This is a genomic window from Pseudomonas sp. xss_4, from assembly GCF_043104125.1.
In the GTDB taxonomy this organism is placed as follows: Bacteria; Pseudomonadota; Gammaproteobacteria; order Pseudomonadales; family Pseudomonadaceae; genus Aquipseudomonas; species Aquipseudomonas parafulva_B.
In genome coordinates, this window is sequence record NZ_JBICKJ010000017.1 from 70,197 (window position 1) to 94,684 (window position 24,488).

The 24,488-nt window shown below is 62.1% G+C and carries 22 protein-coding genes; 18 read left to right on the forward strand and 4 right to left on the reverse strand.

From position 1 onward, the window contains the following. Positions 1–34 precede the first annotated feature (34 nt). Together xdhC and guaD are read left to right on the forward strand one after the other, a co-directional pair. A complete protein-coding gene (gene xdhC, locus ACF8GB_RS03020) occupies positions 35–880 on the forward strand; it encodes a xanthine dehydrogenase accessory protein XdhC (protein ID WP_144967046.1) in 846 nt (281 codons plus the stop codon). A 10-nt stretch (positions 881–890) separates the two neighbouring features. After that, complete coding sequence (gene guaD, locus ACF8GB_RS03025) at positions 891–2,201, forward strand: guanine deaminase (RefSeq protein ID WP_196127833.1); 1,311 nt, start codon at positions 891–893, stop codon at positions 2,199–2,201. 31 nt (positions 2,202–2,232) lie between these two features. Here the strand turns inward: guaD and ACF8GB_RS03030 are convergent, their stop codons facing one another. Then, on the reverse strand, positions 2,233–2,988 hold the full coding sequence (locus ACF8GB_RS03030) for a GntR family transcriptional regulator (RefSeq protein ID WP_058638551.1): 756 nt from the start codon (positions 2,986–2,988) through the stop codon (positions 2,233–2,235). Between the two features lie 299 nt (positions 2,989–3,287). Here ACF8GB_RS03030 and ACF8GB_RS03035 point away from each other — a divergent pair, with 299 nt between their 5' ends. Together ACF8GB_RS03035 and ACF8GB_RS03040 are read left to right on the forward strand one after the other, a co-directional pair. After that, a complete protein-coding gene (locus tag ACF8GB_RS03035) occupies positions 3,288–4,637 on the forward strand; it encodes an NCS2 family permease (protein ID WP_058638550.1) in 1,350 nt (449 codons plus the stop codon). Positions 4,638–4,782: 145 nt separating this feature from the next. Next, positions 4,783–5,526 carry an RHS repeat-associated core domain-containing protein gene (locus tag ACF8GB_RS03040; protein WP_392526521.1) on the forward strand — a complete coding sequence of 248 codons (744 nt, stop codon included), beginning with the start codon at positions 4,783–4,785 and terminating at the stop codon, positions 5,524–5,526. Between the two features lie 71 nt (positions 5,527–5,597). Here the strand turns inward: ACF8GB_RS03040 and uraH are convergent, their stop codons facing one another. Next, positions 5,598–5,951: a hydroxyisourate hydrolase gene (gene uraH / locus ACF8GB_RS03045; protein ID WP_058604793.1), complete on the reverse strand. Its 354-nt coding sequence runs from the start codon at positions 5,949–5,951 to the stop codon at positions 5,598–5,600. A gap of 371 nt (positions 5,952–6,322) precedes the next feature. Between uraH and puuE the strand changes: the two genes are divergently transcribed. The 7 genes from puuE (at position 6,323) to ACF8GB_RS03080 (ending at position 13,261) form a co-directional block, all read left to right on the forward strand. Beyond that, positions 6,323–7,249, forward strand: a complete 927-nt coding sequence (puuE, locus tag ACF8GB_RS03050; protein ID WP_196186257.1) for an allantoinase PuuE — start codon at positions 6,323–6,325, stop codon at positions 7,247–7,249. Continuing rightward, positions 7,249–7,764, forward strand: coding sequence for a 2-oxo-4-hydroxy-4-carboxy-5-ureidoimidazoline decarboxylase (uraD, locus tag ACF8GB_RS03055; RefSeq protein ID WP_058638547.1), 516 nt, complete (start codon positions 7,249–7,251; stop codon positions 7,762–7,764). Before puuE ends, uraD begins: the two co-directional genes overlap by 1 nt. 49 nt (positions 7,765–7,813) lie before the next feature. Continuing rightward, on the forward strand, positions 7,814–8,317 hold the full coding sequence (locus ACF8GB_RS03060; RefSeq protein WP_023535901.1) for an ureidoglycolate lyase: 504 nt from the start codon (positions 7,814–7,816) through the stop codon (positions 8,315–8,317). Between the two features lie 59 nt (positions 8,318–8,376). Continuing rightward, on the forward strand, positions 8,377–9,690 hold the full coding sequence (locus ACF8GB_RS03065; protein ID WP_392526522.1) for a urate hydroxylase PuuD: 1,314 nt from the start codon (positions 8,377–8,379) through the stop codon (positions 9,688–9,690). Positions 9,691–9,849: 159 nt separating this feature from the next. After that, entirely contained in the window at positions 9,850–11,205 is a 1,356-nt protein-coding gene (locus ACF8GB_RS03070; RefSeq protein WP_023535929.1) for a nucleobase:cation symporter-2 family protein, read from the forward strand. Between the two features lie 133 nt (positions 11,206–11,338). Next, positions 11,339–12,124 (forward strand): outer membrane protein OmpK, encoded by a 786-nt coding sequence (locus ACF8GB_RS03075; protein ID WP_058638546.1) that lies wholly within the window; start codon positions 11,339–11,341, stop codon positions 12,122–12,124. A gap of 354 nt (positions 12,125–12,478) precedes the next feature. Then, on the forward strand, positions 12,479–13,261 hold the full coding sequence (locus ACF8GB_RS03080) for an outer membrane protein OmpK (RefSeq protein ID WP_023535873.1): 783 nt from the start codon (positions 12,479–12,481) through the stop codon (positions 13,259–13,261). Positions 13,262–13,314: 53 nt separating this feature from the next. On the opposite strand, the gene ACF8GB_RS03085 is transcribed toward ACF8GB_RS03080, so the two are convergent. After that, positions 13,315–14,235 carry a DUF808 domain-containing protein gene (locus ACF8GB_RS03085; RefSeq protein ID WP_197844524.1) on the reverse strand — a complete coding sequence of 307 codons (921 nt, stop codon included), beginning with the start codon at positions 14,233–14,235 and terminating at the stop codon, positions 13,315–13,317. 283 nt (positions 14,236–14,518) lie between these two features. On the opposite strand from ACF8GB_RS03085, the gene poxB reads away from it, so the two are divergent. After that, positions 14,519–16,243 carry a ubiquinone-dependent pyruvate dehydrogenase gene (gene poxB / locus ACF8GB_RS03090; RefSeq protein WP_230384462.1) on the forward strand — a complete coding sequence of 575 codons (1,725 nt, stop codon included), beginning with the start codon at positions 14,519–14,521 and terminating at the stop codon, positions 16,241–16,243. A 268-nt stretch (positions 16,244–16,511) separates the two neighbouring features. Then, positions 16,512–17,123, forward strand: a complete 612-nt coding sequence (locus ACF8GB_RS03095; protein WP_078478865.1) for a TetR/AcrR family transcriptional regulator — start codon at positions 16,512–16,514, stop codon at positions 17,121–17,123. Between the two features lie 81 nt (positions 17,124–17,204). Here the strand turns inward: ACF8GB_RS03095 and ACF8GB_RS03100 are convergent, their stop codons facing one another. Beyond that, on the reverse strand, positions 17,205–17,651 hold the full coding sequence (locus ACF8GB_RS03100) for a heme-binding protein (protein WP_167338470.1): 447 nt from the start codon (positions 17,649–17,651) through the stop codon (positions 17,205–17,207). 246 nt (positions 17,652–17,897) lie between these two features. Between ACF8GB_RS03100 and gcl the strand changes: the two genes are divergently transcribed. From gcl to pyk, 5 genes are all read left to right on the forward strand, one after another. Beyond that, the gene (gcl, locus tag ACF8GB_RS03105; RefSeq protein WP_078478867.1) at positions 17,898–19,673 is read left to right on the forward strand and encodes a glyoxylate carboligase; all 1,776 of its coding nucleotides are present in this window, start codon (positions 17,898–17,900) and stop codon (positions 19,671–19,673) included. 49 nt (positions 19,674–19,722) lie between these two features. Continuing rightward, positions 19,723–20,505, forward strand: coding sequence for a hydroxypyruvate isomerase (gene hyi / locus ACF8GB_RS03110; protein ID WP_326384025.1), 783 nt, complete (start codon positions 19,723–19,725; stop codon positions 20,503–20,505). A gap of 43 nt (positions 20,506–20,548) precedes the next feature. After that, entirely contained in the window at positions 20,549–21,442 is an 894-nt protein-coding gene (locus ACF8GB_RS03115) for a 2-hydroxy-3-oxopropionate reductase (protein ID WP_058639843.1), read from the forward strand. A 177-nt stretch (positions 21,443–21,619) separates the two neighbouring features. Continuing rightward, positions 21,620–22,894: a glycerate kinase gene (locus tag ACF8GB_RS03120; protein WP_392526523.1), complete on the forward strand. Its 1,275-nt coding sequence runs from the start codon at positions 21,620–21,622 to the stop codon at positions 22,892–22,894. Then, on the forward strand, positions 22,891–24,306 hold the full coding sequence (gene pyk, locus ACF8GB_RS03125; RefSeq protein WP_392526524.1) for a pyruvate kinase: 1,416 nt from the start codon (positions 22,891–22,893) through the stop codon (positions 24,304–24,306). The genes ACF8GB_RS03120 and pyk overlap by 4 nt, the downstream gene beginning before the upstream one ends. Positions 24,307–24,488: the final 182 nt, after the last annotated feature.

Genomic DNA, 24,488 nt, shown 5'->3' on the forward strand with positions numbered 1-24,488 from the left:
CCGAACAGGCACCCATAGATGAGGATCTTGCATCATGCACCAATGGATCAACGCCCTGGCCGAACACCAAGCCCGCGGCGAGGCCTGCGTACTGGTGACCATCATCGAAGAACGCGGCTCCACCCCGCGCAATGCCGGTTCGAAAATGGTGGTCAGCGCCTGCGGATCATACGACACCATCGGCGGCGGCCATCTGGAATACAAGGCGCTGCACATCGCCCGGCAGATGCTCGGCGAGCACCGCGGTACCCCGCACCTGGAACGCTTCAGTCTTGGTGCCAGCCTCGGCCAGTGCTGTGGGGGTGTGACGGTATTGTTGTTCGAACCCATGGCCGCCGTGCAGGCGCAGATCGCCGTGTTCGGCGCGGGCCATGTCGGCCGGGCTCTGGTACCCTTGCTCGCCGCGCTGCCCTGCCGGGTGCGCTGGATCGATTCGCGCGAGCAGGAATTCCCTGCCCAGATTCCCGCCGGCGTGACGCGCGTGGTCAGCGAGGAACCGGTCGACGAAGTGGCAGACCTGCCGCCGGGCAGCTACTGCATCGTCATGACCCATAACCATCAGCTCGACCTGGAGCTGACCGCTGCCATCCTCAAGCGCAACGATTTCACCTGGTTCGGCCTGATCGGCTCGAAGACCAAGCGGGTCAAGTTCGAGCATCGCCTGCGCGAGCGCGGGTTCGACCCCGCCCTGGTGGCGCGCATGCGGTGCCCGATGGGCCTGACCGAGGTCAAGGGCAAGCTGCCCATCGAAATCGCCGTGTCCATCGCCGGCGAAATCATCGCCACCTACAACGCCCGCTTCGGCCAGCACGACGCTGCCGCCAACGCCGGCCCCATTGCCCAGTTGCTGCCGCCTTCACGGCGCAGCCAAGCCATTTGACGAGTGAGATATGACCGTTACCCGCAAAGCCTACCGAGCCGCCATCCTGCACAGCATCGCCGACCCGGCCGAGGTAGGCCTGGACGCTTCCCATGAGTATTTCGAAGACGGCGTGCTTGTGATCGACGGCGGACGCATCCAGGCCGTGGGCCATGCCAGCGACTTGTTGCCGACCCTGGACGCCGACATACCGGTAGAGCACTACCAGGACGCATTGATCACCCCAGGGTTCATCGACACTCACATCCACTTCCCCCAGACCGGCATGATCGGCTCCTACGGGGAGCAGTTGCTGGACTGGTTGAACACCTACACCTTCCCTTGCGAGAAGCAATTTGCCGACAAGGACCATGCCGACCAGGTGGCGCAGATCTTCCTCAAGGAGCTGCTGCGTAACGGCACCACCACCGCCCTGGTGTTCGGCAGTGTGCACTCCGAATCGGTCAACGCCTTGTTCGAAGCAGCCGAGCGCCTGGACCTGCGTCTGATCGCTGGCAAGGTGATGATGGACCGCAACGCCCCCGATTACCTGACCGACACCGCCGAGTCCGGTTACGCCCAGAGCAAAGCGCTGATCGAGCGCTGGCATGGCAAAGGCCGCCTGCACTATGCCGTCACCCCGCGTTTCGCACCGACCAGCACGCCTGAGCAGCTGGCACGGGCGGGCCAACTGCTCAAGGAACACCCAGGCGTTTACCTGCACACGCACCTGTCGGAGAACCTTCAGGAAATCGACTGGGTCAAGTCGCTGTTCCCGGAACAGAAGGGCTACCTGGATGTGTACGACCATTTCGAACTGCTGGGCGAGCGCTCGGTCTTCGCCCATGGCGTGCACCTGTGCGACGAAGAATGCCAGCGCCTGGCCGAGACGGGCTCGGCGGTCGCGTTCTGCCCCACCTCCAACCTGTTCTTGGGCAGCGGGCTGTTCAATCTGCCTCAGGCGGAGCGCTTCAAGGTCAATGTCGGCCTGGGCACCGACGTAGGCGCCGGTACCAGCTTCTCGCTGCTCAACACGCTCAATGAGGCATACAAGGTGATGCAGCTGCAAGGCGCACGCCTGCACCCTTTCAAGTCGCTCTACCTGGCGACCCTGGGCGGTGCGCGCGCGCTGCGCCTGGATGACCGGATCGGCAGCCTGCGCCCGGGCAATGACGCGGACTTTGTGGTGCTGGACTACAAGGCAACGCCGCTGCTGGACTATCGCCTGCAGCAGTCCAGAAGCATCGAGGAGACGTTGTTCGTGCTGACCACCCTAGGCGACGACCGCACGGTTCGTGAAACCTATGCGGCCGGGCGTTGCGTGCATCAGCGCGAAAGGTAAGGGTCGCGCTGATGCGAGCCCAGGCGAACGGTCAGTTCTTGACCGTGAGCTTGGGCTTTTTCAGCAGATGGGAGAACACCGCATGCAGATCGTCCGAGGCGCTCTCCTCGTCCAGGTTCAGCTTGCTGTCGATGTGGTCCATGTGATGCATCATCAGGCTGACTGCCTGGGCGGCGTCACGCGCCTCGATGGCATCGATCAGCTGCAGATGCTCGTCGTACGAGCAGTGGGAACGATTGCCGCTCTCGTACTGGGCGATGATCAGCGAGGTCTGCGATACCAGGCTGCGCTGGAAGCTCACCAACGGCGCATTGCCCGCCGCTTCGGCAAGCTTGAGGTGAAACTCGCCGGACAGCCGGATGCCGGCGCCGCGATCCCCTCGGGAAAAACTGTCGCGCTCTTCGCGGACCATCTGCCGAAGCTCGGCCAGCTGCTCGGCGGTGGCGTGCTCCACGGCAAGCTCGGTGATGGCACGCTCGACCATGCGCCGCGAGAAGAACACCTGGCGCGCCTCCTCCACGGTTGGGCTGGCGACCACGGCACCTCGGTTGGGCCGCAGCAGCACCACGCTCTCATGGGCCAGCCGTGACAGGGCCCGGCGGATGATGGTGCGGCTGACGCCGAAAATCTCGCCCAGCGCCTCTTCGCTGAGCTTGGTGCCCGGCGCTAGACGTTGCTCCAGGATGGCCTCGAAGATGTGCGCATAGACAATGTCGTCCTGGGTACCACTGCGACCGGCCTTGCCGGCACGCGCGGGTTTTTTCAGGGGTTGCAGCTGTTCGTTCATGGGCTCTCGAGGCACGAAGGAAAGTATGGCGTCATTGTACACAGGCTGAGCCGTTTCTGCAGGCGTGCTTTAACGCATATAGCGATTGTTCACCTCACCTAGCATACAAAACATAAAACAGTATTTGCTTTCTTTGTACACAAAAGCATAATCGCTCAGGCAACTTCCTGACCTTACGGTCAACAATGCGCCACGGCACTGCATGCTGCTGGCCAGTTGCCGCCCTCGCGGAGCCGCCAAGTGCATTGCTCAGGACCACGGGCTCCATAACAACAAGAAAGACTTGAGGAGTACTCGCTGTGGAAAGCCGCAAAACCGAAGTCCCTACGCTGGACATCGCTTCACCGCCCGCCACGGGTTGGCTGGAGCGCATTTTCAAACTCAGGCAACACGGCAGTACCGTTAAAACCGAGCTGATCGCCGGGGTGACCACCTTCATCACCATGGCCTACATCATTTTCGTCAACCCCAACATCATGGCCGATGCCGGCATTGATCATGGCGCAGCCTTCGTGGCGACTTGCATCGCCGCCGCCCTCGGCTGCCTGCTCATGGGGCTGTATGCCAACTGGCCAGTGGGCCTGGCACCCGGCATGGGTCTCAATGCGTTCTTTACCTACACCGTGGTCGGCACCATGGGCTACAACTGGGAAACGGCACTGGGCGCGGTCTTCATCTCCGGCGTGCTGTTCATGTTCCTGACGCTGTCCAAGGTGCGCGAGTGGCTGCTCAACAGCATCCCCGTCAGCCTGCGCCATGCCATGGGCGCCGGGGTGGGCCTGTTCCTCGGCCTGATCGGCCTGAAGACCGCAGGTATCATCGTCGACAGCCCCGCCACCCTGATCAAACTCGGTTCGCTGCATGAGCCAGGCCCGCTGCTGGCGGCGATGTGCTTTTTGATGATCGCCATCCTCAGCTACAAGCGGGTATTCGGGGCGATCCTGATCAGCATCATCGGCGTAACGCTGGCGGGCTGGGGTCTGGGACTGGTGAAGTTCGGCGGCGTGGTGTCGATGCCGCCCAGCCTGGCGCCGACCTGGATGGCCATGGACGTGGCGGGCGTGTTCAACGTGAGCATGATTAGCGTGGTCCTGGCCTTTCTGTTCGTGCATATGTTCGACACCGCCGGGACGCTGATGGGCGTGGCGCAGCGGGCGAACCTGGTGGCCCCTGACGGCCGTATCGAGAACCTGTCCAGAGCCCTCAAGGCCGACAGTGCTTCGAGCGTGTTCGGCGCCGTAGTCGGCGTGCCGCCGGTCACCAGCTATGTGGAAAGTGCCGCGGGGGTGGCCGCCGGGGGGCGCACCGGCCTGACGGCGGTGGTGGTAGGCGTGCTGTTCATTGCCGCCATGTTCTTTGCACCGCTGGCTGGCATGATCCCCGCCTATGCAACCGCTGGCGCCTTGATCTACGTCGCGATGCTGATGATGGGCAGCATGGCGCACATCAACTGGGACGAGGCGACCGACAGCATTCCGGCAATCGTCACCGTGATCATGATGCCACTGACGTTCTCGGTAGCCGATGGCATTGCGCTGGGTTTCATCAGCTACGTGGCGCTTAAAGCCGGTACGGGTAAATACAAGGAGATCTCTGCCAGCCTGTGGGTGCTGTGTGCGATCTTTATTGCCAAGTTCATCTTCCTCTGAAACTTTCGCAACAGCCAAGGGCGCTTCGGCGCCCATTTGTCATTACCGGCGCGATTGGCGTGCAAATCGATCAAACTAGGATTTTTGCCAGGTGCAAACTGAATCGGTGCTTGTTACAAGTGAAAGCCTTTACGGAGGCCTGCCGATGCACACACCTACCTCTGCCTTACCCACCTATACCCCATATGGTCATAGCTTATGGAGCAAGAGCTCATTGGGCTTCAACGGCGAGTTCAGTGATCCGATTTCCCGCCTGTACCCTCTAGGCAAAGGCCACCGGCTCTACAACCCGACACTGATGAGGTTGCAGAGCCCTGACCACTGGAGTCCATTTGCTCAGGGTGGGCTCAATCCATACGCCTACTGCCAGAACGATCCGGTGAACATGGCCGACCCGTCGGGTCGAGCGCCCGTGACGTTCAGCGCAATCAAGAAGTGGTGGAGGTCAAATCATGAGCTCGCGGCCGAAAGCTTGGGTCTTACCCGAAAGTCGCTATCGCCAAACCCGCAGTCCATACCTAGTTTTAATGGGGGACGGGCCGTGATCCATGAATACACGAGGAAACTCTCAACCAGTACGCCTTTCATCCACAAGCTTGGCGTGGTCAACAGCAACCTGGCCAGCCACGGTGATAATTCCCTGAGCATTGAGCACGCGCGAGTCTATGTAGACATCGCCGATCGCACTAGACGCGCTAGCATTTCCAACACATCTGCGCATTTACTGGCCAGTCAGGAATGGATGAAGGAACGGGGAGCACCGCGCCTGGTCGGCACGAGTTTCAACCTGCTAGGTGCGTTGGCCGCAGGCGCAGAAGACCACGCATTGTTCAGGACCGGCAAGTCGCTGGCATATATGCAACAGAGCATTCGTACCGAAACCACCTAGGCCTAGGCGAAAAAAAGCCCGCCAGTGTGAGAGCGGGCCAAAGGACCTACGAAGATTCTTCTAGCGACCAACTAGCTTCCACGGTAGGTCGAATAACTGTACGGCGAAATCAGCAGCGGCACATGGTAGTGCTCCTGCTGCGCATCAATGCCAAAGCGCAATACCACCACATCCAGAAACGGCTGTTCAGGCAGCGCCACGCCACGCCCACGGTAGTAGTCACCAGCATTGAACTGCAGCTGGTAAACACCCGAACGGTAGTCATCGCCTTGCAACAATGGCGCGTCGACGCGGCCATCGCTGTTGGTGAGCGCCGAAGTGACCAACGTCAACTGGCTGCCTTCGACACGGTACAACTCCACCTTGATTGCGCTGCCTGGACAGCCGTGGGCTGCGTCCAGTACGTGAGTGGTCAAACGTCCCATCTGCTTGTCGCCTCTTGTTTGCCAGGGGCAAGTACGCACGCCAGTGACCCGAACTGGGGCAGCGAGCGCCTTGAATTCGCCTAATTAAGACATTCGCATGGAAAATTGTACACAATTTTTTGCTTTCCCGGCGAAGGAGGTGACGGACCATGACACCAGCAGCAATAAAGCGGAGCACTGCGTTGTCGTCAGGCTTAGTTGACCAAGTGGGCAGGTTTCTTGCAAGGTACCCAGACACAGCTCCTAGGCAGAAATACGGAAATTCAGACTTACAAAAGAATTCATAAGTTGTATACAATCATTGCATCCGGTGGTGCGACACAGCGACGCGGCCCGCCACCCTGCCCACACGTACAAGAAGGAAGACTGCAGTGAGCGCTGACTACCCTCGCGACATGATCGGTTACGGCAATAACCCTCCTCACCCGCAATGGCCAGGCAACGCCCGCATTGCCCTGTCGTTCGTGCTCAATTACGAAGAAGGCGGCGAGCGCAACATCCTGCACGGCGACAAGGAGTCCGAAGCCTTCCTCTCCGAGATGGTCGCTGCCCAGCCATTGCAGGGCGTGCGCAACCAGAGCATGGAGTCGCTCTACGAATACGGCAGCCGCGCAGGCGTGTGGCGCCTGCTCAAACTGTTCAAGGACAGCGGCATTCCCTTGACCATCTTCGCCGTGGCCATGGCCGCCCAGCGCCACCCCGACGTGATCCGCGCCATGGTCCAGGCCGGCCATGAAATCTGCAGCCACGGCTACCGCTGGATCGACTACCAGTACATGGACGAGGCCCAGGAGCGCGAGCACATGCTCGAAGCCATCCGCATCCTCACCGAAATCACCGGCGAACGTCCGCTGGGCTGGTACACCGGCCGCACCGGCCCCAACACCCGCCGACTGGTCATGGAAGAAGGCGGCTTTCTCTACGACAGCGACACCTATGACGACGACTTGCCCTACTGGGAGCCGAACAACCCCACCGGCAAGCCGCACCTGGTCATTCCCTACACCCTGGATACCAATGACATGCGCTTCACCCAAGTCCAGGGCTTCAACTGTGGCGAGCAGTTCTACCAATACCTCAAGGACGCCTTCGACGTGCTGTACGCCGAAGGCGCCGAGGCGCCGAAGATGCTCTCCATCGGCCTGCACTGCCGCCTGGTCGGTCGGCCGGCACGCCTGGCAGCGCTCAAGCGCTTCGTCGACTACGCCAAAAGCCACGAGCAGGTATGGTTCGCCCGCCGCGTCGACATCGCCCGCCACTGGCAAGCCACCCACCCGTACCAGAAAGGGACCGTCTGATGACCACCTTCAAGACCCTCAAGCCGTCCACCCTTGACCGTGACGCGTTCGTCCACGCCTTCGCCGACATCTACGAGCACTCGCCGTGGGTCGCCGAGAAGGCCTACGACCTCGGTCAACTGGACGAACTGGACAACGTGCAAACACTGCACCAGCGTATGAGCGACATCCTGCTGAGCGCACCCCAAGCCGACCAACTGGCCTTGATCAACGCCCACCCGGACCTGGCCGGCAAGGCTGCCGTGCAGGGTGAACTGACCGCCTCGAGCACCAACGAACAGGCCGGAGCCGGTATTCACCAATGCACCGCCGAGGAATTTGCGCGCTTCACCTCGCTCAATGAGGCGTACAAGGCCAAGTTCCAGTTCCCGTTCATCATGGCCGTCAAGGGCAGCGACCGGCACCAGATCCTGGCCTCGTTCGAACAGCGCATCCACAACGATGCCAAGGCCGAATTCGCCGAGGCGCTCAAGCAGATCAACCAGATCGCCCTGTTCCGCCTGCAACAGCTGTAAGCGACCGACGATTCTTAACAGAACAACGCACAATAGAAGAGATAACCGCATGCGCACCCTGATGATCGAGCCCCTGACCAAAGAAGCCTTCGCCCCTTTCGGTGACGTGATCGAAACCGACGGCAGCGACCACTTCATGATCAACAACGGCTCGACCATGCGCTTTCACAAGCTCGCCACGGTCGAGACCGCCGAGCCCGAAGACAAGGCGATCATCAGTATTTTCCGCGCCGACGCGTTGGAAATGCCGCTGACCGTGCGCATGCTCGAACGCCATCCGCTGGGCAGCCAGGCTTTCATTCCGCTGCTCGGCAACCCCTTTCTGATCGTGGTCGCGCCACTTGGCGATGCACCTGTATCAGGCTTGGTCCGCGCCTTCCGCAGCAACGGCAGGCAGGGCGTCAATTACCATCGCGGCGTCTGGCACCACCCGGTGCTGACGATCGAAAAGCGGGATGACTTCCTGGTGGTTGATCGCAGTGGTTCTGGCAACAACTGCGATGAGCATTACTTCAGCGAGGAACAGATGCTGATCCTCAACCCCCACCAATAAGAAAAGGTCGGTCATGCCAGGGCACTGCCCGCGCCTGTGACCGGCAAGAGGTACATACTGTGGAAGCACACCTTCACGAGTGGCTGAACCTGAGCATTCGCTGGGTTCACATGATCACCGGCGTGGCCTGGATCGGTGCATCGTTCTACTTTGTCTGGCTGGAGAACCACCTGAATCGAAGCAACCCGCGCGATGGGTTGTCAGGTGACCTCTGGGCCATCCATGGCGGTGGTATTTACCATCTGGAAAAATACAAGCTCGCCCCGCCGAAAATGCCCGAGAACCTGCACTGGTTCAAATGGGAAGCCTACTTCACCTGGATGTCCGGCATTGCCCTGCTATGCGTGGTGTTCTACTGGAACCCCACCTTGTACCTGCTGGCACCTGGCAGCACCCTCAGCGGCGCCGAGGGCGTGGCGATCGGTATCGGGTCGCTGGTCGTGGGCTGGTTCGTCTACGACTTCCTCTGCGACTCGCCCCTGGGCAAGCGCCCTGCCCTGCTGGGTGCGGTGCTGTTCGTACTGATCATTGCCGCCTGCTGGGGCTTCAGCCTGGTGTTCAGTGGCCGTGGGGCCTACCTGCACACGGGCGCGATCATCGGCACCATCATGGTCGGCAACGTGTTCCGCATCATCATGCCGGCCCAGCGCCAGCTGGTGGCTGCCATCGAGAACAACCAGACCCCGGACCCGGTGTTGCCGGCCAAGGGCCTGCTGCGTTCACGCCACAACAACTACTTCACGCTGCCGGTGCTGTTCATCATGATCAGCAACCACTTCCCCAGCACCTACGGCAGCCAGTACAACTGGCTGATCCTGGCGGGGATCGCAGTGGCGGCGGTGTTGATCCGTCACTACTTCAACACCCGCCACGACAGCAACAAGTACGCCTGGACGCTGCCGGTCGGCGCCCTGGCCATGATCTGCCTGGCCTATGTCACAGGTCCCAAGCCGATGCCGGTCAGCCCGGAACAAGCCGCTGCCAAGATCGAGTACCAGCCGTTGCCAGCCACTGCCGTGGGCGGCAAAACGGCAGCCGAACGCCGCGCCGAAGACGCGGCCAAGCCCGCCGAACCGGCAGCGCCGGCGCAGGCGACGGTGCAGGCCGGCGGTGACAGCTTCGAGAAGATCCACCACGTCATCCAGGAACGCTGCACCGTGTGTCACTCCTCCAAGCCGACCAGCCCACTGTTCAGTGCCGCCCCAGGTGGCGTGATGTTCGACACCCCGCAACAGATCCAGGCCCAGGCCGCGCGCATCCAAGCGCAAGCGGTTGCCAGCCAGATCATGCCGCTGGGCAACATCACCCAGATGACCACCGAAGAGCGCAAGCTGGTAGGCGACTGGATCGCCAAGGGCGCGCCTGTCAACTGACCGCAATTGGCTACACCGCATAACGTCGTACGCAAGCATCGAGCGCAGGCGCTGGCCCAGGCTTAAAGCAACGCGATCTTCAAGTCGAAGATCGCCGCTTGAACCTTGGGCTCGCCCGCCGCTTGGATCCGAGAATAAAAACAAAACTCGAGGTGCTGCATGTCCGAGTCATCCAAGGCGTCTATCCCGGTAGCGCCGCCGCGACAGCCCCTGCCCCTGTTCCAGCTTTTTCTGGTTGGCCTGCAACATGTGCTTCTGATGTACGGTGGCGCCATCGCGGTACCGCTGATCATCGGCCAGGCCGCAGGCCTGTCCCGCGAAGAAGTCGCCTTTCTGATCAACGCCGACCTGCTGGTCGCTGGGGTCGCCACCCTGGTGCAATCGCTGGGCATCGGCCCGGTGGGCATTCGCATGCCCGTGATGATGGGGGCCAGTTTTGCCGCCGTTGGCAGCATGGTGGCCATGGCCGGCATGCCCGGCGTGGGCCTGCAGGGTATCTTCGGGGCCACCATTGCCGCAGGCTTCTTCGGCATGCTGGTCGCGCCCTTCATGTCCAAGGTGGTGAGGTTTTTCCCGCCGCTGGTGACCGGCACGGTGATCACGTCCATCGGCCTGTCGCTGTTTCCCGTGGCGGTGAACTGGGCCGGAGGCGGCCAGCAAGCGACCACCTTCGGCTCACCGATCTACCTGCTGGTCGCCGGCCTGGTGCTGGCAGTGATTCTGTTGATCAACCGCTTCATGCGGGGCTTCTGGGTCAACGTGTCGGTGCTGGTGGGGATGGGCCTGGGTTACCTGCTGGCGGGATCGATCGGCATGGTCGACCTCTCGGGCCTGGGGGCCACGCCCTGGTTGCAGGTGGTCACCCCGCTGCACTTTGGCATGCCCACCTTCAGCCTGGCCCCGATCCTGTCGATGTGCCTGGTGGTGGTGATCATCTTCGTCGAGTCCACCGGCATGTTCCTGGCCTTGGGCAAGGTCACCGACCGCGAAGTCACCCCAGGCATGCTGCGCCGCGGGCTGCTGTGCGACGCTGGCGCTTCCTTCATCGCAGGTTTTTTCAACACCTTCACCCATTCCTCGTTCGCCCAGAACATCGGCCTGGTGCAGATGACCGGCGTACGCTGCCGTTTCGTCACGGTGGTGGCCGGCGGCTTGCTGGTGGTGCTCAGCTTGCTGCCCAAGGCGGCCTACCTGATCGCCTCGATTCCGCCAGCGGTGCTCGGCGGCGCGTCCATTGCCATGTTCGGCATGGTCACTGCCACTGGCATCAAGATCCTCCAGGAAGCGGACATCGGGGATCGGCGCAACCAGTTGCTGGTGGCGGTCAGCGTCGGTTTCGGCCTGATCCCGGTGGTACGGCCGGAATTCTTCGCTCAGATGCCCCAGTGGATGGAGCCCATCACCCATAGCGGCATCGCCATGGCCACGGTCAGTGCACTGGTGCTCAACGTGCTGTTCAACATTCTCGGCGGCGCGGACCGCGCGGCGCACAACGCGCCCTGCCACCCCCACTGAGCCAACGGGCGGCGCCCTGGCCGCCCGTGCTTTACGCCTGAATCACTGCTGTGCCGTCGGCCCACCCCGCGTGGGCCGCCCGGGGCGCGCACGCGCCTGACAACCCACAAGAACAACATCCGGGAGCTGTCACATGAACCACATCCCCACAGCCTTGTTGCTGGGCACCAGCCTGCTGGCCAGCGTACCGAGCCAGGCCGGCCAATGGCTGCAATGGCACGGCGAGAGCCTGACCTACCTGTACGGCAAGGATTTCAAGATCAACCCTGGCATCCAGCAGACGCTCACCTTCGAGCACGCCAACAAGTGGAAATACGGCGACACCTTCCTGTTCGTCGACAAGATTTTCTACAACGGCAAGGCCGACCCCGGCAAAGGGGTGACCACCTACTACGGCGAGTTCAGCCCTCGCTTCTCGCTGGGCAAGATCCTCGACCGCAAGCTCGCGTTCGGCCCGGTCAAGGACGTGCTGCTGGCCATGACCTACGAGCGTGGCGAAGGTGACAATCAAGCCTACCTGATCGGCCCAGGCTTTGACCTCGACGTGCCAGGCTTCAACTATTTCGTGCTCAATTTCTACGTGCGCAATACCGAAGGCAGCCGCCCTGGCGACAACGTATGGCAGATCACGCCTGCCTGGTCCTACACCGTGCCACTGGGCAAGTCCGACATTCTGATAGACGGCTATATGGACTGGGTGACCGACAACGACCAGAACCGACGGGGCACCTATCACGCCAACCTGCACTTCAACCCGCAGGTGAAATACGACTTGGGCAAGGCGCTCAGCCTGGGTGACAAGCAGCTGTACGTGGGCTTGGAGTACAGCTACTGGAAAGACAAATACGGCATCGACAGCCGGGGCGCCCTGGACAGCAATCAGAGCGTGGCCAGTGCCTTGATCAAGGTACACTTCTGACAACCTGACCATATGCACAGGTTTGCTCCACCGTGCTCCACGACGGAGCACTTGAGGCCAGGCGCGCAAGCCAGTAATCTGCGCGCCCCCTCGATCAGGGCAGGACGGATTCTGCCTGCGTTTACTGACCGCTCAGTCAATGAATTCGGGCGGTTGGCCAACGTGTTGCCAGCCTGAAAGACCCTTTTCATCCGTTCAGAACGACGTCGAGCAGGACGGTTTCGCCAACCGGGAGAAAGTTGGCTCAACCCTTGCCAGACAGCTGTGGCCCATCGAAAAAAGCTGACTAAAAAGACAGAAAAAGCGCCAACACCGAGCGCTGACAACAGATCAACCAAGGGAGCGACATCCGCAATGCGTACCATCAACAGCCTGATCCTCGCCGGCGGCCTGCTGGCCTGTGGCACCACCTTCGCCGGCGACCTGCTGCAGTGGCAGAGCAACAGCCTGACCTACCTGTGGGGCAAGAACTTCAAGGTCAACCCGTCGACCCAACAGACCCTGACCTTCGAGCACGCCGACGGCTGGAAGTACGGCGATAACTTCCTGTTCGTCGACAAGATCTTCTACCAAGGCCAGAAGGACGCCGGCAACGGTCCCAACACCTACTACGGCGAAATCAGCCCGCGCCTGTCTTTCAACAAGATCTTCGACCAGAAGCTGTCCTTCGGCCCGGTCAAGGACGTGCTGCTGGCCATGACCTATGAGTTTGGCGAGGGCGACACGGAAGCCTACCTGATCGGCCCCGGCTTCGACCTGGACATCCCAGGCTTTGACTACTTCCAGCTGAACTTCTACCAGCGCACCACCGATGGCAGCCGCCCTGGCGACAATGTCTGGCAGATCACCCCGGTGTGGGCCTACACCATCCCGGTCGGCTCCTCCGACGTGTTGATCGATGGCTTCATGGACTGGGTGGTGGACAACGATGAAAACCGCCGTGGCACCTACCACGCCAACCTGCACTTCAACCCGCAGATCAAGTATGACCTGGGCAAAGCCATGCACCTGGGCGAGAAGCAGCTGTACGTGGGTGTTGAGTACGACTATTGGAAGAACAAGTACGGCATCAAGGACTCCGGCGCCTTCACCACCGACCAGAACACCATGAGCTTCCTGGTCAAGGTGCTGTTCTGATCACGGCATGATCGCGGGGCCGCGAGCCGGCCCCTTTGCCGAGGCGTCGTCGCTCAACCGGTCGCGCGTGCGCGAACCCAAGAGAATCCGCCGACCACCAGTGCCGCCAGGCCTCCGGCGACAGCCCCGACAACCCCGAACACGACGTGCTTGGCAACCGCTTCCCAGCTTCCGCTGTGCGCAACCCAGCCTTCGATGACATGCTCCAGGGGTGCAATGCCTTCGGCAATGAATGTCCCGCCGACCAAGAACATCGCGACCGTTCCGATCCAGGACAGCGCCTTCATCAGGAAAGGCGCGGCCGACACCAGCACTTCACCCAACTTTCTGACCGCACGGCCCCACATACCCTGGGCCTTGGATTTGGCCAAGGCGAAGCCTGCGTCGTCCAGCCGCACAATGCCAGCGACCAGCCCATAGACGCCCATCGTCATGACCAGGGCGATCAGAACCAAGGTCAGGATCTGCTGGTACAGCGCAGCCTCAGCCACCACGTTGAGGGTGATGACGATGATCTCCGCGCTCAAAATGAAGTCGGTCTTGATCGCCCCTTTGATCTTGCGTTGCTCATACGCGGCCAGTGCCTCGGGGGTTTTGGGAAGCGCCTTTTTTCCTTGCGCCTTGGCGCCATGCTCGCTGCGGGAAAACTTGTCCTTGATCGCCTCGAAGCCCTCGTAGCACAGATACAGGCCGCCGGCCATGAGCAGCCATTTGACCGCTGCCGGCAGCACTGCACTGAGGATCAGGGCGCAGGGCACCAGGATGGCCTTGTTCTTCAGAGAGCCCTTGAATACCGCCCATACCACCGGCAGTTCGCGATCGGCCTTCATGCCCGTCACTTGCTCGGCGTTAACGGCCAAGTCATCGCTCAGCACGCTGGCCGACTTCTTGGCCGCGACCTTGGTCATCAACGAGATGTCATCCAACAGGGCCGCGATGTCATCCAACAACGCAAAAAAACTGCTGCCAGCCATTCCATTCACCCTTAGTAGACGCGTGCGATTTCATCATCCTGAAACGCCTGAATAGCCAGACGTGCTCCCAGGGCAATCACGATGGCATACAGACCGGCCGGTGGCTGAACAGTTCTGCCGGGCGTGTGTGCCGTGGCCTGTCGGCAGCAGAGGGGGTTCAGGGCAGCGTCAGGCACGGGGCAGCGCGCATGACGATTCGTTCATGGACGCAAACGAACAGTCATGGCCAAGCGCCTGTCTCTATCCCATCGATCACACCCTTTCATTCGCACCAGGAGTATTCATGGCAAAGCTCAACATGGCCCAGCAGTTGGCCTCGACCCTCGAACAGGCCGGTATCAAACGTATCTGGGGCCTGACCGGCGACAGCCTCAATGGCCTGACCGACGCCCTGCGCAGCATGGACAGCATCGAATGGATGCACGTGCGCCATGAGGAAGTCGCTGCCTTCGCCGCCGGTGCCGAGGCGGCGGTCACCGGTGAGTTGACGGTGTGTGCTGGCAGTTGCGGGCCGGGCAACCTGCACTTAATCAATGGCCTGTTCGACTGCCATCGCAACCGGGTGCCCGTGCTGGCCATCGCCGCGCAGATCCCCTCCTCGGAGATTGGCCTGAACTACTTCCAGGAAACCCATCCGCAAGAACTGTTCAAGGAATGCAGCCATTTCATCGAACTGGTCAGCAACCCTGCGCAGATGCCGCAGGTGCTGCACCGGGCCATGCGCTCGGCCATCCTCAATCGCGGTGTGGCGGTGGTGGTGATTCCCGGTGACGTATCGCTGCTGGAGGTCGAGCAGAAACCGGCGGCCTGGCCTTCCCTGCAGCAGCCACGCATCCTGCCAACCGAAGTCGATCTGCAGCGCCTGACCGAGTTGTTGCAGGACAGCCACAAGGTGACCCTGCTGTGCGGCAGCGGCTGCGCCGGTGCGCATGACCAGGTCGTGGCCCTGGCCGATGCACTCGGCGCACCGGTGGTCCATGCGTTGCGCGGCAAGGAGCATGTGGAATGGGACAACCCCTTCGATGTCGGCATGACGGGCTTGATCGGCTTCAGTTCCGGTTACCACGCGATGCTCGGCTGCGACACGCTGGTGATGCTGGGCACCGACTTCCCCTACCGGCAGTTTTTCCCAAGCGACGCCAAGATCGTGCAGGTCGACCGTGATCCGCAAGCGCTGGGACGACGCGCCACGTTATCGCTGGGCATCGCTGCCGATGTCGGCGAAACCCTCAACGCCTTGCTGCCACGCCTGACGCGCAAGACCGATCGGCGCTTCCTGGATGATGCACTCAAAGCCTACAGCAAGGCGCGTCAGGGGCTGGACGACCTGGCGGTACCCTCCAAGGGTGACCGGCCGATCCACCCACAATACGTCACGCGCCTGCTCAGCGAACTGGCCAGCGAAGACGCGATCTTCACCGCCGACGTCGGTTCGCCCACGGTCTGGGCGGCGCGTTACCTGAAGATGAATGGCCAGCGTCGCCTGGTCGGCTCGTTCAACCACGGCTCGATGGCCAACGCCATGCCACAGGCCATGGGCGCACAGGCGGCCTTCCCGGGGCGCCAGGTGATCTCGATGAGTGGCGACGGTGGGTTCAGCATGCTGATGGGTGACTTCATCTCGCTCGCCCAGCTTAAGCTGCCCGTGAAGGTGGTAGTGTTCAATAACGCGTCACTGGGCTTCGTCGCCATGGAAATGAAGGCTGCCGGTTACCTGGATACCGGCACCGACCTGCACAACCCAGACTTCGCCGCCATGTCCAATGCCATGGGCATTCTGGGCATTCGCGTCGAGCGCTCCGAAGACCTGGAGCAGGCCCTGCGCCGTGCTCTGGACCACGACGGCCCCGTACTGGTCGATGTGGTCACCGCCACGCAAGAGCTGGTCATGCCGCCGGCGATCAAGCTGGAGCAGGCCAAGGGCTTTAGCCTGTACATGCTCAAGGCAGTGATGAGCGGGCGCGGCGACGAAGTGCTGGACCTGGCGAAGACCAACCTGCTGCGCTAGCGCCCACGCGCGCGACTGGATGCAAAGGCCCTGCCCAAAGCCGCTGCCTTGAGCCGCCCTTGGGCACGGTGCTACCATGCCGGCTGCCTCCTAGGCTCTGTGTGAAAAGTCTTGAGACGAAGGTCAGGCAAGGCGAAAACAGCCGAGGAAGCGGAGTTTACGGGTTGTAAATGAGCATTCCGAGGCTGTTTTCAACGCAGCATCACCGAGTATCAAGGCTTTTCACACAGAGCCTAGAGGTGGCCTGACACGAGGAAAATCCCTGACCATGAGCACCATTCGCGAGCGCAACAAGGAATTGATCCTACGCGCGGCCAGCGAGGAATTCGCCGACAAGGGCTTCGCAGCCACCAAAACCAGCGATATTGCCGCCAAGGCTGGCCTGCCCAAGCCCAACGTCTACTACTACTTCAAGTCCAAAGACAACCTGTACCGCGAGGTGCTGGAAAGCATCATCGCGCCGATCATGCAGGCCTCCACCCCGTTCAACGCCGATGGCGATCCTCGCGAGGTGCTGAGCGCATACATTCGCTCCAAGATCCGCATCTCCCGCGACCTGCCCCATGCGTCGAAGGTGTTCGCCAGCGAAATCATGCACGGCGCCCCGCATTTGTCGCCCAGCCAGGTCGAACAGCTCAACGAGCAGGCGCGGCACAACATCGAGTGCATCCAGCACTGGATAGACCGCGGCCAGATCGCCCACGTCGATGCGCATCACCTGATGTTCAGCATCTGGGCGGCAACCCAGACGTACGCTGATTTCGACTGGCAGATCTCGGCAGTGACCGGCAAGGCCAAGCTGGCCGACAGCGACTACGACGCGGCGGCCGAAACCATCATCCGCATGGTGCTCAAAGGCTGCGAACCCGAGCCGGCCTGAGCAGTACCGCCTTGCCGTTTGCCCTGCACGGACCCAGGCCCGCTGGGGGCTGGGGCATCGAGCAACGGCAGTTGATGCGGGTCAGGCCACCGCGCCCGCATCGGCGCGCAGCCCCAGCGCCTCGATGGCACTGATCGCACACTGCTCGTCGATATCCGATGTGTCCCCGCTGATCCCCACCGCCCCCAGCACCCGCCCATCCTGATCACGCACCAGCACACCGCCTGGCGCCGGCACGACCGCCCGTTCGCCCAACCCGTTGAGCGCGGCGAAGAAGGCCGGCCGTTGCTGCGCATCCAGCGCCAGCAGACGCGAGCCCTTGCCCAGCGCTATCGCACCCCAGGCTTTGCCAGTGGCGACCTCGGGTCGGATCAGGCTCGCCCCGTCTTCGCGCTGCAAGGCAAGCAAGTGCCCACCGGCATCGAGCACCGCCACCGTCAGTGGCGCCGCCTGGATGGTACGCCCGGCAGCCAATGCGGCGTTTACCAGGCTCAGCGCCAGGTTCAGGTTCAGGTTCAAAGCATTCATGGGAAGGTCCTCTTTTTATTGTGAGAAGCCCTGAGGGCAGTTGAAAACCGATACGCCAATAGAACACAACCAAAAATATTTTTGTATACAATATTTAGATTCAATCGTATTCGATAGCGCAAACACCCTATTTCACGGCCGCATCGACTTGCCCGATCAAAACCCATTGACCGGATCACCTGAGCATGAATACACTGCATCGCAACGCAGGTTGTATACAATTACAAAATCGATGAGGCACAAATCATGAGCAAAATGAGAGCAATCGATGCAGCCGTACTGGTCATGCGCCGTGAAGGCGTGGTGACTGCGTTCGGCATCCCAGGGGCTGCCATCAACCCGTTGTATTCAGCCCTGAAGAAAGTGGGTGGCATCGATCACGTCCTCGCTCGCCACGTCGAAGGCGCCTCGCACATGGCAGAGGGCTACACCCGTGCCAACCCCGGCAACATCGGTGTGTGCATCGGCACCTCCGGCCCGGCGGGCACGGACATGGTCACCGGCCTTTACAGCGCCAGTGCCGACTCCATTCCGATCCTGTGCATCACTGGCCAGGCGCCACGCTCCCGCCTGCACAAGGAAGACTTCCAGGCCGTGGACATCACCAGCATCGTCAAGCCCGTCACCAAGTGGGCAACCACCGTGCTGGAGCCTGGCCAGGTGCCGTATGCGTTCCAGAAAGCGTTCTTCGAAATGCGCAGCGGCCGGCCCGGCCCGGTACTGATCGACCTGCCATTCGACGTGCAGATGGCTGAAATCGAGTTCGACATCGACGCCTATGAACCGCTGCCCGTGCACAAGCCTTCCGCCACGCGCGTCCAGGCGGAAAAGGCCCTTGCCATGCTCAACGAGGCCGAACGGCCCTTGCTGGTGGCAGGCGGCGGCATCATCAACGCCGACGCCAGCGACAAACTGGTCGAATTCGCCGAATTGACCGGTGTGCCAGTGATCCCGACGCTCATGGGCTGGGGCACCATCCCGGATGACCACCCGCTGATGGTCGGGATGGTCGGCCTGCAAACCTCCCACCGCTATGGCAACGCCACCCTGCTCAAGTCCGACCTGGTACTGGGCATCGGCAACCGCTGGGCCAACCGCCACACCGGTTCCGTGGACGTGTACACCGAAGGCCGTAAATTCGTGCATGTGGATATCGAGCCGACCCAGATCGGTCGCGTGTTCACCCCAGACCTGGGGATCGTTTCCGATGCCGGCAAGGCCCTGGAGGTGTTCCTGGAAGTCGCCAGGGAATGGCAGGCCGCTGGCAAACTCAAGTGCCGCCAGGCCTGGCTTGAAGACTGCCAGCAGCGCAAGGCCAGCCTGCAGCGCAAGACCCATTTCGACAACGTGCCGGTCAAGCCCCAGCGCGTGTACCAGGAGATGAACCAGGTGTTCGGCAAGGACACCTGCTATGTCAGCACCATTGGTCTGTCGCAGATCGCCGGTGCGCAGTTCCTGCACGTGTACAAGCCACGGCACTGGATCAACTGCGGCCAGGCCGGCCCACTGGGCTGGACCATCCCTGCGGCACTGGGTGTTGTCAAGGCCGACCCCACGCGCCAGGTCGTGGCCTTGTCGGGCGACTACGACTTCCAGTTCATGATCGAAGAACTGGCCGTCGGGGCGCAGTTCAACCTGCCCTACGTCCACGTGCTGGTGAACAACGCCTATCTGGGGCTGATTCGCCAGGCCCAGCGTGGTTTCGACATGGACTACTGTGTACAACTGGCCTTCGAGAACATCAACGCCACCGACGCTGCCAGCTATGGCGTCGATCACGTCGCCGTGGTCGAAGGCCTGGGCTGCAAGGCCCTGCGGGTATTCGAGCCGGCCGACATCGCCCCTGCCCTGCTAAAAGCACGGCAAATGGCCGAGCAGTTCCGCGTGCCGGTCGTGGTCGAGATCATTCTTGAACGGGTTACCAACATTTCCATGGGCACCGAGATCAACGCGGTCAACGAGTTCGAAGACCTCGCCCTGGTCGGCAACGATGCGCCGACCGCCATCTCGCTGCTGGACTGATAGCCTGACGCCCCGGCTGGCCCGGGGCTCTCAACGCAAGGAGACAACCATGCCTCGCTTCGCTGCCAACCTGTCCATGCTGTTCACCGAGCAGGACTTCCTGGCCCGCTTCAAGGCCGCCGCCGACGCCGGTTTCAGTGGTGTCGAATACCTGTTCCCCTACGATTTCAGCGCTGCCGAAATCCAGGCGCAGCTCAAGGCTCACGGCCTGACCCAGGTGCTGTTCAATCTTCCCGCGGGGGATTGGTCCAAGGGTGAGCGTGGCATCACCTGCCACCCCGATCGCGTCGAAGAATTCCGTGCAGGTGTCGACAAGGCCATCGAGTACGCCAAGGTGCTGGGCAACACCCAGGTCAACGCCCTGGCTGGGATTCGCCCAGACGGCCCTGACTGCGCCACCGTGCGCAAGACCTTCGTGGAAAACCTGCGCTATGCCGCCGACAAGCTCCAGGCCGCCGGTATTCGCCTGGTCATGGAAATGATCAACACCCGCGACATTCCGGGCTTCTACCTCAACACCACCGAGCAGGCATTGGCCATTCAGGCCGAAGTGGGCAGCGACAACCTGTTCCTGCAATACGACATCTACCACATGCAGATCATGGAAGGTGACCTGGCGCGCACCATGGAAACCAATCTGCAGTCGATCAACCACATCCAGCTGGCCGACAACCCGGGCCGTCACGAGCCGGGTACTGGCGAGATCAACTACCGCTTCCTGTTCGAGCACCTGGACCGCATCGGCTACCAGGGCTGGGTGGGCGCGGAATACAAGCCCAAGACCACCACCGAAGCGGGCTTGGGCTGGCTGAAAACGCACAACGCGATCTGAATCCCACCGGGAACGCGAACAACGATAAAAGAGGTAATTTCTGATGGCTAAAATCGGTTTCATCGGCACCGGCATCATGGGTAAGCCCATGGCCCAGAACCTGCAAAAAGCAGGGCACAGCCTGTTCGTCTCCACCCACCACGATGCAGCTCCAGCCGACCTGATCGCCGACGGCGCCGTGGCCCTGGCCAACCCCAAGGAGGTGGCCCAGGAAGCCGAGTTCATCATCGTCATGGTCCCGGACACCCCACAGGTCGACAGCGTGCTGTTCGGGGACAACGGCGTTGCCCAGGGCGTTGGCCCGAACAAGGTGGTGATCGACATGAGTTCGATTTCCCCAACCGCCACCAAAGCCTTTGCCGAGAAGATCAACGCCACCGGCGCTACCTACCTTGATGCCCCGGTGTCCGGGGGTGAAGTGGGCGCCAAGGCCGCGACCCTGAGCATCATGGTCGGCGGCTGCCCGAAAGCTTTCGAGCGCGCCTTGCCCTTGTTCCAGAGCATGGGCAAGAACATCACCCTGGTAGGCGGCAATGGTGACGGTCAGACCGCGAAGGTGGCCAACCAGATCATCGTCGCCCTGAACATCCAGGCCGTCAGCGAAGCATTGCTGTTTGCCGCGAAGAACGGCGCAGACCCGGCCAAGGTGCGCGAGGCACTGATGGGCGGCTTCGCATCGTCGAAAATTCTGGAAGTGCACGCCGAGCGCATGATCAAAGGCACCTTCGACCCAGGCTTCCGCATCAACCTGCACCAGAAGGACCTTAACCTGGCCCTGCAAGGCGCCAAGGAACTGGGCATCAACCTGCCTAACACTTCCAATGCCCAGCAAGTGTTCAACACCTGCCAGGCCCTGGGTGGCGGCAACTGGGACCACTCGGCGCTGATCAAGGGCCTGGAGCACATGGCCAATTTCTCGATCCGCGACGACCGCTGATCCGAGCGCAGGGCCTGCCTTGCAGCCCTGCTGCCGGTAACCCGGCACACCTGTTACGCCCCTTGGCTGAGCACAGCCAGGGGTGAACACGAGCAACACCGCCCCTGGTTCGGCCTGCACGGAGGCTGTTCCAGGGGCGTTCTCGATTGTGCAGAACAACAATAAAGGGAGCCTGCCATGTCGGTCGATCCACACAAACTGCTGCGTGAGCTGTTCGACACAGCCATCGCCGCGGCCCATCCCAGCCACGTGCTCGAACCCTACCTGCCCGCCGACCGCAGCGGTCGGGTGATCGTCATCGGCGCAGGCAAGGCGGCCGCCGCCATGGCCGAGGTGGTTGAGAAGCACTGGCAAGGCGAGGTCTGCGGCCTGGTCGTGACCCGCTACGGCCACGGTGCCAACTGCCGACACATCGAAGTGGTCGAAGCCGCCCACCCGGTGCCTGATGCGGCCGGCCTGGCGGTTGCCAGGCGCGTGCTGGAACTGGTCGGCAACCTCAGCGAGCAGGATCGGGTGATATTCCTGCTGTCCGGCGGCGGCTCTGCCTTGCTGGCGCTGCCCGCCGCCAACCTGACCCTGGCGGACAAACAGCACATCAACAAGGCCCTGCTCAAATCCGGCGCCACCATCGGCGAGATGAACTGCGTGCGCAAGCACCTCTCGGCGATCAAGGGTGGGCGCCTGGCCAAGGCCTGCTGGCCGGCCACGGTCTACACCTACGCGATCTCGGACGTGCCGGGCGACCTGGCCACGGTCATCGCTTCAGGCCCCACCGTGGCCGACCCAAGCACCTCGGCCGAGGCACTGGCGATCCTCAAGCGCTACGCCATTGACGCTCCACAGGCCGTCATCGACTGGCTCAACGACCCGGCCTCGGAAACCCTCAAGGCTGGCGACCCAGCCCTGGCCCGCAGCCATTTCCAGCTGATCGCCAAGCCTCAACAGTCGCTCGAAGCTGCGGCGGTCCAGGCGCGCCAGGCAGGTTTCAGCCCGTTGATATTGGGCGACCTGGAAGGTGAGTCACGGGAAGTGGCCAAGGTGCATGCAGGCATTGCCCGACAGATCGTTCAGCATGGCCAGCCGCTCAAGGCCCCTTGCGTGATTCTGTCCGGCGGCGAGACCACCGTCACCGTGCGCGGTAATGGCCGCGGCGGGCGCAATGCGGAATTTCTGCTCAGCCTCACCGAAAGCCTCAAGGGCCTGCCGGGCGTCTACGCACTGGCAGGCGACACCGACGGCATCGACGGCTCGGAAGAAAACGCCGGCGCTGTCATGACGCCTAACAGCTACGCACGCGCCCAAGCGTTGGGCCTGTCGGCCAGCGACGAGCTGGACGACAACAACGGCTACGGCTACTTCGCCGCACTCGATGCGCTGATCGTCACCGAACCCACGCGCACCAACGTCAATGACTTTCGCGCCATCCTGATTCTCGAGACCGACCCCTCATGACGCCTGACAAGAAAGTGAAAATCCTCGCCACCCTGGGCCCGGCTACGGGTGGCATCGACGATGTGCGGCAACTGGTGGAAGCAGGCGTGAACATTTTTCGCCTCAACTTCAGCCATGGCGAGCACGCCGACCATGCGCTGCGCTATCAGTGGATCCGCGAGGTGGAGCAGCAGCTGCACTACCCGCTAGGCATCCTCATGGACCTGCAAGGGCCGAAGCTGCGTGTGGGCCGTTTCGCTGAAGGCAAGGTGCAGTTGCAACGCGGTCAGGCCCTGCGCCTGGACCTGGACGAGGCCCCTGGCGACAGCCGCCGAGTCAACCTGCCACACCCTGAAATCATCGCAGCCCTTGAGCCCGGCATGGACCTGCTGCTGGATGACGGCAAGCTGCGCCTGCAGGTGACCGCCAAACACAGCGATGCGATCGACACCGAAGTGCTGAACGGTGGCGAGCTGTCCGACCGCAAGGGCGTCAACGTGCCGCAAGCGGTGCTCAACCTCTCCCCGCTCACCGAAAAAGACCGCCGCGACCTGGCTTTCGGCCTGGAGCTGGGTGTGGACTGGGTGGCCCTGTCGTTTGTACAGCGCCCCGAGGACATCCTTGAAGCGCGCCAGCTGATTGGTGACCGCGCCTTCCTGATGGCCAAGATCGAGAAACCTTCGGCGGTCGAACAACTGCCAGCCATTGCCGAACTGGCGGACGCGATCATGGTGGCCCGTGGCGACCTGGGCGTGGAAGTACCGGCCGAGAGCGTGCCGCAGATTCAGAAGCGCATCATCGGCACCTGCCGGCAGCTGGGTAAACCGGTGGTAGTGGCTACGCAGATGCTCGAATCGATGCGTTTCTCGCCAGCACCGACTCGTGCCGAAGTCACCGACGTGGCCAACGCCGTGGCCGAAGGTGCGGACGCTGTGATGTTGTCGGCGGAGACGGCCTCGGGTAACTACCCGCTCGAAGCCGTGCAGATGATGAGCAAGATTATCCGCCAGGTGGAGAACGGCCCGGACTACCAGGCCCAGCTCGACGTTGGCCGGCCGAAGGCCGAGGCCACCGTATCGGACGCCATCAGCTGCGCCATCCGCCGCATCAGCGGCATCCTACCGGTGGCGGTGCTGGTCAACTACAGCGAGTCGGGCGCCTCGACCCTGCGTACTGCGCGCGAGCGCCCACGGGCACCGATCCTCAACCTGACGCCGAACCTGAACACCGCTCGCCGCCTGAGCGTGGCCTGGGGCGTGCATTCGGTAGTGAATGACCGCCTGCGCCAGGTGGACGAAGTGGTTTCCACTGCGCTGGAAATTGCCCAGGCCCAAGGCATGGCCAGCCGTGGCGACACGCTTCTGATCACTGCCGGTGTGCCTTTCGGCAAGCCAGGGTCGACCAACACGCTGCGGATCGAGACGTTGAACTGAGATCCCCGGGGGCGCCCTGCGCCCCAGTGGCGGGCCAAGCCCACAGGATGCGCGCCACTCCATGGCACAGCGCAGACCTTGTGGGAGCGGGCTTGCCCCAGGAATGGAGGACGCAGCCCTCCCCTAACACCGATGTACCAGACCTGCGGTCAATCGAGGCCCAAAGAGGCCCACCGCCCTCC